Genomic DNA, 14245 nt, shown 5'->3' with positions numbered 1-14245 from the left:
GGCCGTCAGCGCCGACGCGAGGCAGCCCGCACGCGGATTCGCCCTGGGAGCGTGCGCCGAAACGCAGTCTGCGTCGATAGCAAAGCGCCAGCATGGCATGCCCTGGGCGCCACGCGGCTTCCCGCTAGACCGGGCCGCTGCGGGCCAGGGGCGCACGCGGCCGGTAATCTTCCAGGGCACTCCAGGAGCTGGCTCGTGGGCGATAGCCGAAGGCCTCCTGGGCGGCGCGAATGTCCAGGGTGAAGGGCCTGTCCAGCAGCTCGGGCCAGCGCGAGTCATGGCGCGGTGTCCGCAGCCGCGCATAGAGCCGGCGAGGTGCGAAGGCGTGCTGCTCGGCCACCGGCGGCAACTCGAAACGCCGCAGCAGGAAGTTGATCGCATCCCAGCACACCAGCGGCTCGCCATCGCTGAGATTGAAGACCTTGCCGTTGGCCGTGACCGGCTGCGCCAGCAGCAGGGTCACCAGGGCCTGGCGCAAATTGCCGGCGCTGGTGAAGTCCCAGCGATTGAGGCCATTGCCGGTGCGCGCCAGCTGTTTGGCCTTGGCTCTTTCCAGCAACCAGCGTGCCCATTCGCGGTCGGCCAGACCCAGCACCTGGGCTGGCCGTAACACCGTGACCTGAGGACCGAATTCGCCGGCGGCCAGCACCAGACGCTCCAGTTGCAGCCGCCGCTGGGCTTCGCTGCCCTTGGGTTTGGCTGGTACCTGGTCTTCCTTGAGGGCCTCGCCCCCGCGCTCGTAGACCCGGGCGGAGGAAACATAGAGGAATTGCGCGACCTGCTGCTGCAGGGCGGCTTCGATCAGCACCTGGCCATGGTCCAGATCGGCTGCGCTGGGCACACCCGCCACGTCGGTGCAGTGGGCGATGGCGTCGATGTCGTCGCACAACGCCACCACCTGCTCGGGCTGGTCGAGCAGGGCGGGACGGTACTCGGCGCCACGCTCGACCAGGGCATCCAGAGTCGCCCCCGGACGGCCATGCACCCGCACCAGTTGGCCGCGGTCGAGCAGATCGCAGGCCAGGCCTGCACCGAGCGCCTCGCTGGCACCGGTGATCAAGATACGCATATCGCTGGGATTCCCTGAAAAGACCTCGGTCACGGCGGTGGCGACCGATCAACCAGTGTAACCAAAGCGTCGCGTAGACGCCGCTAGTCGCGCACCAGCCACTGGCCGGCGACCTGCTGCAGATGCCGGGTCAGGGCCTGCAGGGCAGTGCCGCCGTTGCGCCAGTGATGCCAGAACAGCGGCACGTCCACCCAATGGCCAGGCGCCAGATCCACCAGGGCGCCGCTGGCGCGGGCGGTGGCGCTCTGGATATCCGGCAGCAGCCCCCAGCCGATCCCACTCAGGGTCATCTGCAGAAAGCCTTCGGCGGAGGGACAGAGGTGGTAATCGAAGGACTGGGTGACGCCGAGCTGTTCCAGATAGCGATGCTGCAGCCGGTCATCCGGCCCGAACACGATGGCCGGAGCCTGCGCCAGGGCCTGGGGATCCGGCAGATCGGCCAGCTGCTGGGCACGGAACAGCGGGCTGGCCAGGGCCCGATAGCGCATGGCGCCCAGGGCGCTGACCCGGGCCCCGGCCAGTGGCTGACCGCTGGCGCAGAGACAGGCCGCCACCTCGCCGGCTCTCATCCGACGCAGCACCACGTCCTGGTCCTCGACGACCAGATCCAGCAGCACGCGCTGCTCCCTCACCCAGGGCCCCACCGCCGCAGGCCACCAGTTGGCCAGGCTGTCGGCATTGAGGGCGATGCGCAGCCGCTGCGGCGCCTCCTCGGCCAGCCCCGGTACCTCACTGCCGAGATCGGCCTCCAGCAGGCGCACCTGCTGGATATGACGGAGCAGGCGCAGGCCGGGCGCGGTGGGCTGGGGCGGTGTCTCGCGGACCAGCACCGCCTGGCCGACTCGGGCTTCGAGCAATTTGATGCGCTGGGACACCGCCGACTGCGACAGCCCCAATCGCCGCGCGGCACGTTCGAAGCCACCCTCTTCCACCACCACGGTCAGGGCTTCCAGCAATTTGTAATCGATCATCGATCTGGCTAATGCTGCATAAGGAATATTGGTTTTTCTTATACGCCTGGAGACGGCAAGGTGGCAGCCATTCCAGGACGACAGGGCATCACCCCGCAATGAACAGCTATTTCACCGGCCTCCTGACCATGGCCAGCCTCATCATGGCGCTCGGTGCCCAGAACACCTATCTGCTGGCCCAGGGACTGCGCCGCGAGCACCACCTGGCCATCGCCGCCTTCTGCCTGACCTGCGACGTGATCCTGGTGGCCGCCGGCGTGCTGGGCCTGGCCGCGCTGATCCAGCACAGCCCGTTGCTGGTGGACATCCTGCGCTGGGGTGGCGCGGCCTTTCTGCTCTGGTACGGCGCCCAGGCGCTGCGGCGGGCCTGGAAGCCGGCGGCCATGGACAAGGTGGAGACCACGAGCCCACGCAGCCGGCGCCAGGCGCTGCTCGCCGCAGCCGCGGTCTCCCTCCTCAATCCCCACGTCTACCTGGACACGGTGCTGCTGGTAGGCTCCCTGGGCAGTCAACAGGCCGCGCCCCTGGCTTATGTGTTCGGCGCCGCCACCGCTTCCATGCTGTGGTTCTTCGGCCTCGCCCTGGGCGCCGCCTGGGCCGCACCCTACCTGGCCCGCCCGGGGGTATGGCGGCTGATCGACCTGCTGGTGGCCCTGGTGATGTTTGCCGTCGTGGCTCAGCTCCTGGTCTCGACCTGAGGCTGGTCTTCGCCGAGCGAGCGCCCTAAGCTGCGGGTCTGCGTTCCCTGTCGAGATCTCCCATGCCCTTCGCCCGCTCGCTCCGCAGTCAGAGCCTGCTCCTGTTCGGCGGCAGTCTGCTGCTGATGTTGCTGATCGCCCTGGCCGGCTTCGCCCTGCTCTCGCGCGAGTTGCATCGCTACCAGCAGCTGATCGAAGGCCCGCTGGAGCGACTGGTAGAGATCGACGACACCCACCTGACCTTCAAGATCCAGGTGCAGGAGTGGAAGAACTTCCTTCTGCGCGGCGGCGATGCCGCGACCGCCGAGCGCTACTGGCAGGCCTTCCAGACCCGCGAGGCGGAGGTCGACCAGCGCCTGCAACAGCTGGCCACCCGCGTCGACCCCGATCTCCAGCCCCGGCTGCTGGCCCTGCGCGCCCAGCATGGTCGCCTGGGCGAGCGCTATCGCGCCGGATACGCCGCCTATCTCGCCCATGATCGCGATCCGCGGCGGGGTGATGCCGAGGTGCGGGGTATCGATCGTGAGACGGCCGAGGGCTTCGCGGCCCTGGTAGACGACCTGCACGAGCGCACCGCCGAGCAGATCGCCGCCATCCGCGCCGAGGCGCAACGCGACATCCTGCTCGCCGGCCTGGCGCTGCTGCTCTGTGGCAGTGGCCTGCTGTTCCTGGGGGTACGGCTGGTGGAGCGTCGCCTGGTCGATCCACTGGTGGCCTGTGCCCGGCAACTGGGCCTGCTGGCGCGCGGGCGCTTCGGCGAGCGCCTGCCCGGCGGCCGTGACGACGAACTGGGCCGACTGACCCACAGCACCAATATCCTGCGCGACGCCGCCGTCCAGCATACCCACGACCTGCGCCATCAGGCGACCGAGGTCGGGGCCCTGAGCGCCCTGCTGGCCAATCAGCTCCTGACCGAACCAGGTCAAGCACCGCGGGACCTAGACCCGCACGTGCTGAAAGACATCAGCCGCCGCCTCGCCGACATCGCCGGCGATCTGCAGGACGCCGCCAGCCAGCGCCAGGACTGACGTCCAGCGCTACAGGGACGTGGGCACCTCGCGCCACTGACCCGGCGCCAGATCGTCCAGCGTCCAGGGCCCGATACGCACCCGTACCAGCCGCAGCGTCGGCAGGCCCACGGCGGCCGTCATGCGGCGCACCTGACGATTGCGACCTTCGCGGATGGTCAGCTCGATCCAGGCGGTCGGCACGCTCTTGCGAAAGCGCACCGGCGGATCGCGCTCCCAGAGCACCGGCGCTTCGGCCAGCAGGCGCGCCTCGGCTGGCAGGGTGGGACCATCATTGAGTTCGACGCCCTGACGCAGCCGCTGCAACTGCTCTTCATTGGGCGTGCCCTCCACCTGTGCCCAATAGGTCTTGGGCAGCTTGTGCCTGGGATCGGCGATGCGCGCCTGCAGCTGGCCATCGTTGGTGAGCAGCAGCAGACCTTCGCTGTCACGATCCAGACGGCCGGCGGGATAGACGCCTGGCACCTCGACGAAGGCCTTCAGGGTCGCACGGCCGTCGGCATCGGCGAACTGGGTGAGCACATCGAAGGGCTTGTTGAGCAGCAGCAGCCGCGGCGTAGCCGGGGGCGCCTTGGCCTGACGGCGAGGCCGGGGGCCGGGGGTGAAGCGAGGATTTCGCGACATGGGGATCGACGGCGGCTAGCCAAAGGGTAAGCTGGATCGCCTAGTCTATTCGCCCGAGGTCCCATGCGCATCTTTCGTCCGCTGTGGCTGATCCACCTGCTCACCTTGGCCGGTTGCGCGTCTTCCGCCTATGAAGGCCCACGCTCCGAGCATTTCGACGGCGAGCGCTTTCATAACCTGGCGCCGCGCGAGGACAAGAGTCTCTGGACACTGCTCAAGTGGCAGCTCACCCGGACACGCCCCCAGTGGACCTGGCAAGACGGTCCCGCCGTGCCGACGCGCCCGCCAGCCCGTGTCGAGGGCGGCGAACTGCAGGTGACCTTCGTCAATCATGCCACCCTGCTGATCCAGCATCAGGGCCTCAACATCCTCACCGATCCGGTCTGGTCGGAGCGGGTCAGCCCCTTCAGCTTCATCGGCCCCAAGCGCTTCCACGCGCCTGGCGTGGCCCTGGATGATCTACCGCCGTTGGATCTGATCTTTATCAGCCACAGCCATTACGATCATATGGACCTGGCCACCCTGAGGCGCCTGGCCGAGCGTGCGCCCCTGACGCCGGTGGTAACGCCCCTGGGTAACGCCGAGCTGATCCGCCGCGAGATCGGTTTCGTCACGGTCAGCGAACTGGACTGGTGGCAAAGCCTGCCGCTCAAGGACGGGGTGCGCCTCCATCTGGTGCCGGGCCAACACTGGTCGGCGCGCAGTCGCTTCGACACCAATCGCAGGCTCTGGGGTGGCTTCGTACTGGAGGCGCCTAGCGGGCCGGTCTATTTCGCCGGCGATACCGGCTGGGGACCGCATTTCGCGCAGATTCGTGAACGCCTAGGCGCGCCACGTTTTGCCGCCCTGCCCATTGGCGCCTATGAACCGCGCTGGTTCATGCAGGACAGCCACCTCAATCCCGACGACGCCGTGCGTGCGCACCAGACGCTCGGAGCAGGCAGCAGCCTGGGTATCCACTTCGGCACCTTTCCACTGAGCGACGAAGCGCAATTCGCCCCGCCCCGCGACCTGGCCCATGCCCGGGCGCTGCATGGCCTGGCGGATGAGGCGTTCAGGACGCTGGCACCCGGTGAGGCCTGGTCGGTGCCCTAGGGCTTACTCCACCAACCCCTTGTCCCAGAGGCGTACCAGCTCACTGGGCGCCCGGTCCTCGGGGATCAGCAGGGTCAATTCGCCTTCCTGCTCGGCGGGCTGCGGTCTAAAGCGCAGCTCCACCTTGAAGTAGCGCTGATCGCCACGGCCGACCTGGGTCGGTTCGCCGGATTCCGGCAGGCAGCGCTCCAGCACCGAGCAGATGCGCCCACGCTGGGTGCTGTCGTACTGGCCGAATTCGATCTCCCGTGGCTTGCTCAACGCATGCAGGGGCGCGAAGCCTCCCTGCCGCGAGAGCCGCACCACGGTGTCCTTGCCCAGCGGGGGAAGTTCGCGCATCGCCATGCTCCTCTAGATAAGGGTAACGCCCACGCCGGCCCAGCCCTCCTGGACAGCGCCAACCTCCGCCGACTCGGCGCCAAAACGGCGACCAGCGTTGGAAACCGTCAGCCGGGCGAAGGCGGCGAAGTCCGCATCGTTGGCCAGGCGACTGTCACACAGGGTGTCGTACCAGATAGGCCCGGCCTTTTCCCAGGCATAGCCACCCAAGGCCACGGCCGCGAGGTAGAAGGCGCGGTTGGGAATGCCCGAGTTGAGGTGAACGCCGCCGTTGTCTTCGCGGGTCTCGATGTAGTCGCGCATATGGCCGGGTTGCGGATCCTTGCCCAGGGTCGGGTCGTCGTACGCCGTACCCGGCTCGGCCATGGACCTGAGGCCTTTGCCCTTGATGCGGTCGGTGAGCAGCCCGGCGCCGATGATCCAGTCCGCCTCGGCGGCGGTCTGCTTGAGCTGGTACTGCTTGACCAGGATGCCGAAGACGTCGGATACCGATTCATTGAGCGCGCCGGACTGATTAAAGTACACCAGGCCCGCTTCGCTCTCGGTCACCCCATGCGCCAGTTCGTGGGCGATGACATCCAGGGCGATGGTGAATCTGTTGAATATCTCGCCGTCGCCATCGCCGAACACCATCTGCTCGCCGTTCCAGAAGGCGTTCTGGTATTCCTGGCCATAGTGGACGGTACCGGCCAGCGGCAGGCCCTGGCCGTCGATGGAGTTACGACCGAACACCTCATTGAAGAAGGTGAAGGTAGCGCCCAGGTGATCGTAGGCTTCGTCCACCGCCACGTCGCTGACGGGCGCCTGCCCTTCCTGGCGCACCAGGCGCCCGGGCAGCTGCATGGCATTGCCGGCATCGAAGATGCTGCGTTGCGGACTGGCATCGTCGGTCCGCGGCAGCGCGCCGACCGGTGCCTGGCGCACCCCGGGCCGACCGGGATTGTGCAGCAGACTCTGCACATGACTCAGGGTAGTCAGGGCGCAGGAACGCTGGTGTTCGTCGCCATGATCGATGATGCGGCCAAGAATGTAGGGGGGAATAACCCCCTGGTAGGTGCCCTGGTTACGAGACATGCGCGCCCTCCTCCTGTGGGGGACAGAGCCCCCGATCACCGCAGCATGCGGTCCTGTTCGTTGGACCACGAAACGACCAGACGGCTCCCGCCTCTTCACCCGGACGCAGGCTTCTGGTACAAAGGCACCCCACGCGGGCGTCGTATAATGGCATTACCTGAGCTTCCCAAGCTCATGACGAGGGTTCGATTCCCTTCGCCCGCTCCAAATTCCAGACGGCCTCCAATCAGTCCTTGCGGACCAGCTGATTGGGGGCCGTTGCGTTTCCGGGCCCTGCTGCGGGGTTTGCGAGCATCCTTCCTACCCCGCCACCAACCCCTTCACCCGCTGCGCCAGGGCTTCCACCGCGAAGGGCTTGGTCAGGATCGCCATGCCGGGTTCCAGGTGGCCGTCGCTGAGCAGCGAGGTTTCGGCGAAGCCGGTGATGAACAGCACCTTGAGTGCGGGACGGTGGACGCGGGCGGCGTCGGCGAGTTGGCGGCCGTTCATGCCGCCGGGCAGGCCAACGTCGGTGACCAGCAGGTCGATGCGGGCATCGGAGTGCAGGACTTCCAGCCCGCCGGCACCGTCGGCGGCTTCGATGATGACGTAGCCCAGTTCGCGCAGCAGGTCGGTCACCAGCATGCGCACCGTGGGTTCGTCATCGACCACCAGCACGGTGGCGTTGGCGCCTTCCAGCGTGCAGGGCCGGCCATCCTCCGTGGCGACCTCGCACAACCGCTCGGCCGGCCGCCGCGGCAGATAGAGGCAGACGGTGGTGCCCTCGCCCGGGATCGAGCGTAGCCGTAGCTGGCCACCCGACTGACGAGCGAAGCCGTAGATCATCGACAGCCCGAGACCGGTGCCCTGCCCCATGGGTTTGGTGGTGAAGAAGGGCTCAAAGGCCTTGGCGGCGACATCCGGGGTCATGCCGCTGCCGGTATCGGTCACGCTCAGATGCAGATAGTCCCCTTCGGCCAATTCAGGATCGGGCGCGCTGTGGGTATCGACCTGATGATGATCGGCCTCGATCAGGATGCGTCCGCCGCCGGGCATGGCGTCGCGGGCGTTGATGCACAGATTCAGCAGGGCGTTTTCCAACTGGGACTGATCCACCAGCAGCGGCTGGTTGTCCGGCAGGCTGATGAACTGCACCTGAATGGCCGGCCCCACGGTGCGCTGCACCAGATCGAGCATGCCGCCTATCAGCTGGTTGACGTCGGTGGGTTCCGGCGCCAGGGTCTGGCGACGTGCGAACGCCAGCAGCCGGTGGGTCAGGGCCGCGGCGCGCTTGGCACTGCCCTGGGCTGCCAGCAGGTACTTCTCCAGCTCGGTGAAGCGCCCCTGGTCGATGCGCAGCCCCATGAGGTCGAGGCTGCCGGAGATCCCCGCCAGCAGGTTGTTGAAATCGTGAGCCAGGCCACCGGTGAGCTGGCCGACGGCCTCCATCTTCTGTGACTGACGCAGGGCCTCTTCCGAGCGCCGGAGTTCCTCGGTGCGCTCCTCGACCCGCTGCTCCAGGGTCGCGGTCAGGTCGCGCAGCTCGGCCAGGGCGCGATCGCGTTCATCGGCCAGGGCGCGGCGGGCATCCACGTCCAGCAGCACGCCGGGAAAGCGCAGCGGGGTACCGTCCGGCGCCAGTTCGACATGGCCGTTGGCTTCCACCCAGTAGTAGCGACCATCGCGATGACAAACGCGATACTGATGGGCATAGCGTCCGCCGCGTTCGAGCACGTCGGCGATGGCGGCGGCGAGGCCTGCCTGGTCATCGGGATGGACATTGGCGACCACCTGGGCCAGGCTCAGGCCATCGCGGCCCAGCGCCGGATCGAGGCCGAAGTGGGTGGCGAAGGCTTCGTCGACGGTGAATCTATCGGTGGGCAGGTCCCAGTACCAGGTGCCGATGATGGCGCCGGCGGCCAGGGCCAGCTGCACCCGTTCGGCGGCCGCCAGCACGCTGCTCTCCGCGGCACGGGCGCTGTCGCGTTCGTCGATGCGCGCTGACAGCTCCTGTTCGAGCGTCAGGTTATGGCGGCGCAGCGCGGCTTCGGCCACGTCGCGCTGACGATGGGCCTGGACGCTGGCGGTGGTCTCGGTGGTGATGTTGAGCATCCCGACGATGGTCTCGCCGTCACGCAGCGGACTGTAGGAAAAGCTCCAGTAGGTGTCCTCGGGATAGCCGTTGCGGGTCATCACGAAGTGCTTGTCGACGAAATGCAGCGCCTCGCCGGCCAGCGTCCGCTCGATCAGCGGCGCGATCTCGGCCCACAACTCCACCCAGACCTCGTGGATCGGTTGCCCCAGCGCCGCGGGATGCCGGGCCCCGAGAAAGGGGGCATAGGCCTGGTTGTAGATCAACGTCTGCTCGGGCCCCCAGGTCGCGCACATGGCGAAGGGCGAAGCCATCAGCAGGTCGTAGGTGGTCCTGAGAGCAACAGGCCAGCAGGTGCGATGGCCCAGTGGCGTGGTTTCCCAAGCAAAGCTTTCAAGGTAGGACAAAGGACGACTCACTGGCAGAGGCGCTGACGGATCTGGTGGCCGCCCAGGCTCTCAGCAATGAGCCCAGACGCTCATGATAGGCGGGTTCAAAGGCACCTTACCAGTCTTGCGGGTGATCGACGGCGTGGCGCCGTCCACCAGCGGCAGCGGCCCTGCGGCATGCTGTCCAGGTGAAACGACTGGCACCCGCGGCGTGCATCTCTTACCTTGTGGCCCCCGCTGTCGCCGTCAGGTATCCGCTCGTCATGTCCGCGTCATCCACCCCGCCCGAGGGGCTGCAACGCAGCCTGTCCAATCGTCATCTGCAACTGATCGCCATCGGCGGCGCCATCGGCACCGGCCTGTTCATGGGCTCCGGCAAGACCATCGCCCTGGCCGGCCCGTCGATCCTGCTGGTCTATCTGATCATCGGCAGTGCGCTGTTTTTTGTCATGCGCGCCCTGGGCGAGCTGCTGCTGTCGAACCTGGAATACAAGTCCTTCATCGATTTCTGCACCGACCTGCTCGGGCCCTGGGCCGGTTTCTTCTGCGGCTGGACCTACTGGTTCTGCTGGATCGTCACCGCCATCGCCGATGTCATCGCCATCGCCGCCTATGCCCAGTTCTGGTTTCCAAGCCTCGCGCCCTGGATCCCGGCGCTGCTCTGCGTGCTGCTCCTGCTGGGCCTCAACCTGGTCACGGTGCGACTCTTCGGCGAAATGGAATTCTGGTTCGCACTGATCAAGATCGTCGCCATCTGCGCGCTGATCGTCACCGGCTTCGGCCTGGTCTTCTGGGGTTTCCAGTCGCCCTCGGGCAACGTGGCGAGCCTGAGCAATCTGTGGAACGACGGCGGCTTCTTCCCCATGGGCCTGGGTGGCTTCTTCGCTGGCTTCCAGATCGCCGTCTTCGCCTTCGTCGGCATCGAGCTGGTGGGCACCACCGCCGCCGAGACCGCCGATCCCCGGCGCAACCTGCCCCGCGCCATCAACTCCATTCCGGTGCGCATCCTGGTCTTCTATGTGCTGGCGCTGGTGGTGATCATGGCGGTGACGCCCTGGCGCCAGGTGGTGCCGGACAAGAGTCCCTTCGTCGAACTCTTCGTGCTGGCCGGCGTACCCATGGCCGCCAGCCTGATCAATTTCGTGGTGCTGACCTCGGCCACCTCCTCGGCCAACAGCGGTATCTTCTCCACCAGCCGGATGCTCTATGGCCTGGCCCGCGAAGGCCATGCGCCCCGGGGCCTCACTCGTCTTTCCCGGGCGGCCGTGCCGGCGCGTGGGCTGCTGCTGTCCTGCCTGTGCCTGTTGCTGGGCACGGTGCTGATCTACCTGATCCCTAACCTGGTCACCGCCTTCACCCTGGTCACCACCCTGGCGGCGGTGCTGTTCATGTTCGTCTGGTCGCTGATCCTGCTGGCCTGGCTGGCCTATAGACGCAACCGGCCGGAGCAGTACGCCGCCTCGGCCTTTCGGCTGCCTGGCGGGCGCTGGGTGTGCTACGGGGTGCTGGCCTTCTTCGCCGCGGTGCTGGTCTTGCTGACCCTGCAGGACGACACCCGGCAGGCGCTGCTGGCCAGTCCGCTGTGGTTCCTGCTGCTGGGCCTGGGCTACTGGTGGCGCGGGCGGCAGCACGCCTGACAGTCGAAAGGAAATAATCTCGTATGTGAATTTATTTCGTTTGATATAAATTCTCATTTACATGGATGGATGACCTGCATAAGCTCTAGGCCGGACTTTTCAGCCGGGTACCGAGGAGCTTTGCATGTCGTTATCGTCTCTCAATCAGGAAGATCGCCTGCAGCTGCGCTGGCAGCAGGCGCTCGCCTCCGCGGCCTTTCAGGACGCGGGCATCGATCTCGTACAGTTGCGAGCCACCCTGGCGCCCGCGCGGGCACGCAGTCTGCAGCGCCTACTACAGGCCGTGCTCAGGGAGGCGCTGATCGAGGCCGACTTCCAGCCGGGTGAAGCCGGAGCCGCGAGCCTGCTGCTGCCTGACGGCGCCCGACTGAGGGTCGAGCATCTGGTGCCCGGGCGGATGGACAGCTGGGACCTGCGCGGCGCGGTCTGGCTGCAGCGTCCCGGCGCGGCGAGCGAGGAAATCCTCTGGCCTTCGCAACTGTTGATCCGCCTCAGCGAGCACCTGGCCCAGCCACCTGGCCGCGAGGCCTTGCAGCGTCTGGCCGAGGAGCTGGACGACAGCCTGGTCAACGACACTCTCTGTCTGGCCTTCAACGCTCACTGGAGCGCGAGGCTGCAGGCGCAGCATCCCGGCCAGGGCCTGCTGGCCGGGATGCGCGCGGCCAGGGCCCCTGCCAATCCGACGCTGCAGCTGGAACAGTGGGGCACCCTGGGCCATCCCTGGCACCCGAACTACAAGACCAAGCTCGGCCTCGATACCACCCGCCTGATCAGCTACGCGCCCGAATTCGCGGCCCGCATCGAGATCCGCCTGTGCGCCTTGCATCGCCAGTGCGCCCATGTGCAGCGGTTGCCCGGTACGCCCGACTACCAGACCTGGTGGGAAGAGCGCTTTCCCGAGGCCGCGGCCCGCCTGCGCCGGCATCTCGTCGAACGGGGTCTCGACAGTGACGACTATTGGCCGCTGCCGGTGCATCCCTGGCAGGTCGAGGATGTGCTGCCGCGGGAATTCGCCGACGAGATCGCCGATCGCCTGCTGGTCCTGACCGATATCCCCGCCTGCGAAGCGGCGCCTACCATGTCCTTCCGCACCGTACTGCCCGCGGCCAGTCGTACGGCGCCTATGTTGAAGCTGCCGGTATCCCTGCGCCTGACCAGCGTGCAGCGCACCGTTTCACCGCGCTCGGCACGCATGGGGCCACGGGTCAGCGAATTGCTGCTGCAGATCCTGCTGCGCGAACCCGAGCTGCATCGCCAGCTGGACATCATTCCCGAGCGACTCGGCCTGCATTACCAGCCGCAGCCGGCGGACGACGAGCGCGCTCGGCATCTGGGGGTGCTCTATCGCGACAATCCCTGGAGCCGCCTCGCGCCGGGCGAACTGGCGGTCCCGGTCGGCAGCCTGTTCGCCCAGGACGAGCAGCAGCGCCCCTTGCTGCGCGAATGGGTGGCGCTGGCGAACGGCCGCGACGACGGCGCTGCCTTCCTGGCCTTTTTCGCCGACTATCTGGCCGTTGCCGTCCCTGCCCTGCTGGGGATCTACCTCAGATACGGCGTGGCTTTCGAGGCGCATCAGCAGAACAGCTTCATGGTCATGGACGCCATGGGCCGCCCGATCCGCCTGCTGCTACGGGACTTCGGTGACATCCGCATCGACCGCGCCACGCTGCACGGCCAGGGGCTGGACCTGGAACTGCACGATCCGGCCCTGACGCTGTTCGACGATGCCGACCATGTCCGCGACAAGCTGCTGCACACCACCTTCATGTGCCACCTGGGCGAACTCGCGCTGCTGGGAGCGCGACACTGGCAACTGCCCGAGGCCTGCACCTGGCAGCTGCTGGCCACTGCCGTCGCCCGCTGCTTCGACGAGGTACGCCCCATGGTGGACGCGCAGCGCTGGCAGCGCGAGCGGGCGGCGCTGCTGGAGGAACCCTGGCCAGCCAAGGCCTTTCTGCGCATGCGCCTGCTCGACAGCCAGACCGATGTCGTCGGGCGCCTGGCCAATCCGTTGCGGACGCCCCGGGATGCCTGCTGAAGGCCGCAGTCTGCGGCTGCTGATGGCGATCCAGTTGCTGTCCATGGGCGCCATGGAGATGAGCGGACCCTTCTGGCCACTGCAGATCGCCACCCTGCTCGGGCCGGAAGGGGCCCGGTACACCGCGCTGCTGTCCTCGGCAGTCTATGCCGGTCCGTTGCTGGCGGCCATGCTGCTGACCCCCTTCTGGGGGCGGCTTGGCGACCGTACCGGACACCGGCCGATGATCCTGCGCGCGCTGCTGGCCCTGGCGTTCTGTCAGGGCCTGGCGGCGGTGGTCAGCAACGCCTGGGCGCTGGTCGCGGTGCGGGTCGTTCAGGGTGGATTGGCCGGCTTCCTGGCTGCGGCCCAGGCCTATGCGCTGGTCTGGTGCGCTGGCGGCAGTCGCGGTCGCACCCTCGCCCAGTTGCAATCGGTCACCGCCCTCGGCTCTCTGCTCGGCCCCGTGCTGGGCGGTTGGCTGCTGGATGCGGTGGGCTTTCGCCTACTCTGCACCAGCGCCCTGGCCATCTGCCTGCTGTGCGCTTTGGCAGCGCTCTGGCTACCGGCGGATCGTCCCCAGCCACGCCCTCACAAGGGCGGTCAGGCGCAGGCCCTGCCCCGGGGCTGGCTGACCGGCATCCTGCTGGTGATCGTGCTGGTGCAGGCGGCCAAGCTCATGCCGCAGCCCTTCTATGCCCTCTATGTCGCCCAGGTGCTGCAGGCACCGGGCTGGCTGATCGGCGCCACCTATGGCGCCAGCGCCCTGAGCCTGGCGCTGTCCGCGCCGCTCTGGGCGCGGCTGTTCGATCGCTGGCAACCGGCGCGGACGCTGGCCCTCATCGAAGGCGTGGCCTGGGCCTGCGCCCTTACCCTAGCCGCCACTGCCCTGGCTGGCAGCTGGGCGAGCTTTCTGGCCACCCGCCTGCTCTGGGGCCTCTGGCAGGGTGCGCTGCTGCCCGTGGCCTATGCCCTGATCGCCAACACCCTGAACGCCCGGCAGCAGGGTTTCGCCCTGGGCCTGGGCAACAGCGCGGCCAAGGCCGGGGCCTTGCTCGGCACCCTGCTCGGCGGCACGGCCATGGCCGTGGCAGGTCTGGACCAGGCGTTCTGGCTGGTCGCGGCTCTCTATTTCGCCGCCGCCCTGGGCATCCGATTGATCCGCCAGTCCCGCCTGACGCCGGCTTGTCAGGCGCCTAACCCCTCCCCAACCACCCCTCAATAAGAAGTATC

12 protein-coding genes and 1 tRNA gene are annotated in these 14245 nt (G+C 67.5%); 7 read left to right on the top strand and 6 right to left on the bottom strand.

Annotation, left to right across the window (positions count from 1 at the left end):
• Positions 1 to 124 precede the first annotated feature (124 nt).
• Entirely contained in the window at positions 125 to 1069 is a 945-nt protein-coding gene (locus ACWPW1_RS04805; RefSeq protein ID WP_434775833.1) for an NAD-dependent epimerase/dehydratase family protein, read from the bottom strand.
• 83 nt (positions 1070 to 1152) lie between these two features.
• Positions 1153 to 2040 (bottom strand): ArgP/LysG family DNA-binding transcriptional regulator, encoded by an 888-nt coding sequence (locus ACWPW1_RS04800; protein WP_434775832.1) that lies wholly within the window; start codon positions 2038 to 2040, stop codon positions 1153 to 1155.
• 98 nt (positions 2041 to 2138) lie between these two features.
• On the opposite strand from ACWPW1_RS04800, the gene ACWPW1_RS04795 reads away from it, so the two are divergent.
• Positions 2139 to 2738 (top strand): LysE family transporter, encoded by a 600-nt coding sequence (locus ACWPW1_RS04795; RefSeq protein WP_434775831.1) that lies wholly within the window; start codon positions 2139 to 2141, stop codon positions 2736 to 2738.
• Between the two features lie 62 nt (positions 2739 to 2800).
• Positions 2801 to 3766: a hypothetical protein gene (locus ACWPW1_RS04790; RefSeq protein ID WP_313647458.1), complete on the top strand. Its 966-nt coding sequence runs from the start codon at positions 2801 to 2803 to the stop codon at positions 3764 to 3766.
• 9 nt (positions 3767 to 3775) lie between these two features.
• On the opposite strand, the gene ACWPW1_RS04785 is transcribed toward ACWPW1_RS04790, so the two are convergent.
• Complete coding sequence (locus ACWPW1_RS04785; protein ID WP_313647459.1) at positions 3776 to 4390, bottom strand: pseudouridine synthase; 615 nt, start codon at positions 4388 to 4390, stop codon at positions 3776 to 3778.
• Positions 4391 to 4453: 63 nt separating this feature from the next.
• Between ACWPW1_RS04785 and ACWPW1_RS04780 the strand changes: the two genes are divergently transcribed.
• Complete coding sequence (locus tag ACWPW1_RS04780; RefSeq protein WP_454252458.1) at positions 4454 to 5485, top strand: MBL fold metallo-hydrolase; 1032 nt, start codon at positions 4454 to 4456, stop codon at positions 5483 to 5485.
• 3 nt (positions 5486 to 5488) lie between these two features.
• On the opposite strand, the gene ACWPW1_RS04775 is transcribed toward ACWPW1_RS04780, so the two are convergent.
• Positions 5489 to 5824 (bottom strand): protealysin inhibitor emfourin, encoded by a 336-nt coding sequence (locus ACWPW1_RS04775; protein WP_059313680.1) that lies wholly within the window; start codon positions 5822 to 5824, stop codon positions 5489 to 5491.
• A gap of 12 nt (positions 5825 to 5836) precedes the next feature.
• Positions 5837 to 6898 (bottom strand): M4 family metallopeptidase, encoded by a 1062-nt coding sequence (locus ACWPW1_RS04770; RefSeq protein ID WP_454252457.1) that lies wholly within the window; start codon positions 6896 to 6898, stop codon positions 5837 to 5839.
• Between the two features lie 133 nt (positions 6899 to 7031).
• Here ACWPW1_RS04770 and ACWPW1_RS04765 point away from each other — a divergent pair.
• Positions 7032 to 7105, top strand: a tRNA-Gly gene (locus tag ACWPW1_RS04765).
• A gap of 93 nt (positions 7106 to 7198) precedes the next feature.
• Here ACWPW1_RS04765 and ACWPW1_RS04760 read toward each other — a convergent pair.
• The gene (locus ACWPW1_RS04760; RefSeq protein WP_454253899.1) at positions 7199 to 9265 is read right to left on the bottom strand and encodes an ATP-binding protein; all 2067 of its coding nucleotides are present in this window, start codon (positions 9263 to 9265) and stop codon (positions 7199 to 7201) included.
• Positions 9266 to 9621: 356 nt separating this feature from the next.
• On the opposite strand from ACWPW1_RS04760, the gene cycA reads away from it, so the two are divergent.
• The 3 genes from cycA to ACWPW1_RS04745 all read left to right on the top strand — a co-directional run bounded on the left by cycA (position 9622) and on the right by ACWPW1_RS04745 (position 14237).
• Positions 9622 to 10995: a D-serine/D-alanine/glycine transporter gene (gene cycA, locus ACWPW1_RS04755; protein WP_454252456.1), complete on the top strand. Its 1374-nt coding sequence runs from the start codon at positions 9622 to 9624 to the stop codon at positions 10993 to 10995.
• Positions 10996 to 11119: 124 nt separating this feature from the next.
• Positions 11120 to 13033, top strand: coding sequence for an IucA/IucC family protein (locus ACWPW1_RS04750; RefSeq protein ID WP_454252455.1), 1914 nt, complete (start codon positions 11120 to 11122; stop codon positions 13031 to 13033).
• On the top strand, positions 13023 to 14237 hold the full coding sequence (locus tag ACWPW1_RS04745; protein ID WP_454252454.1) for an MFS transporter: 1215 nt from the start codon (positions 13023 to 13025) through the stop codon (positions 14235 to 14237). Before ACWPW1_RS04750 ends, ACWPW1_RS04745 begins: the two co-directional genes overlap by 11 nt.
• Positions 14238 to 14245: the final 8 nt, after the last annotated feature.

The sequence above is a fragment of the Pseudomonas sp. Marseille-Q7302 genome (assembly GCF_965111925.1).
Note: the sequence above shows the minus strand (reverse complement) of the source record. Positions and strands in the feature narration are given on the sequence as shown.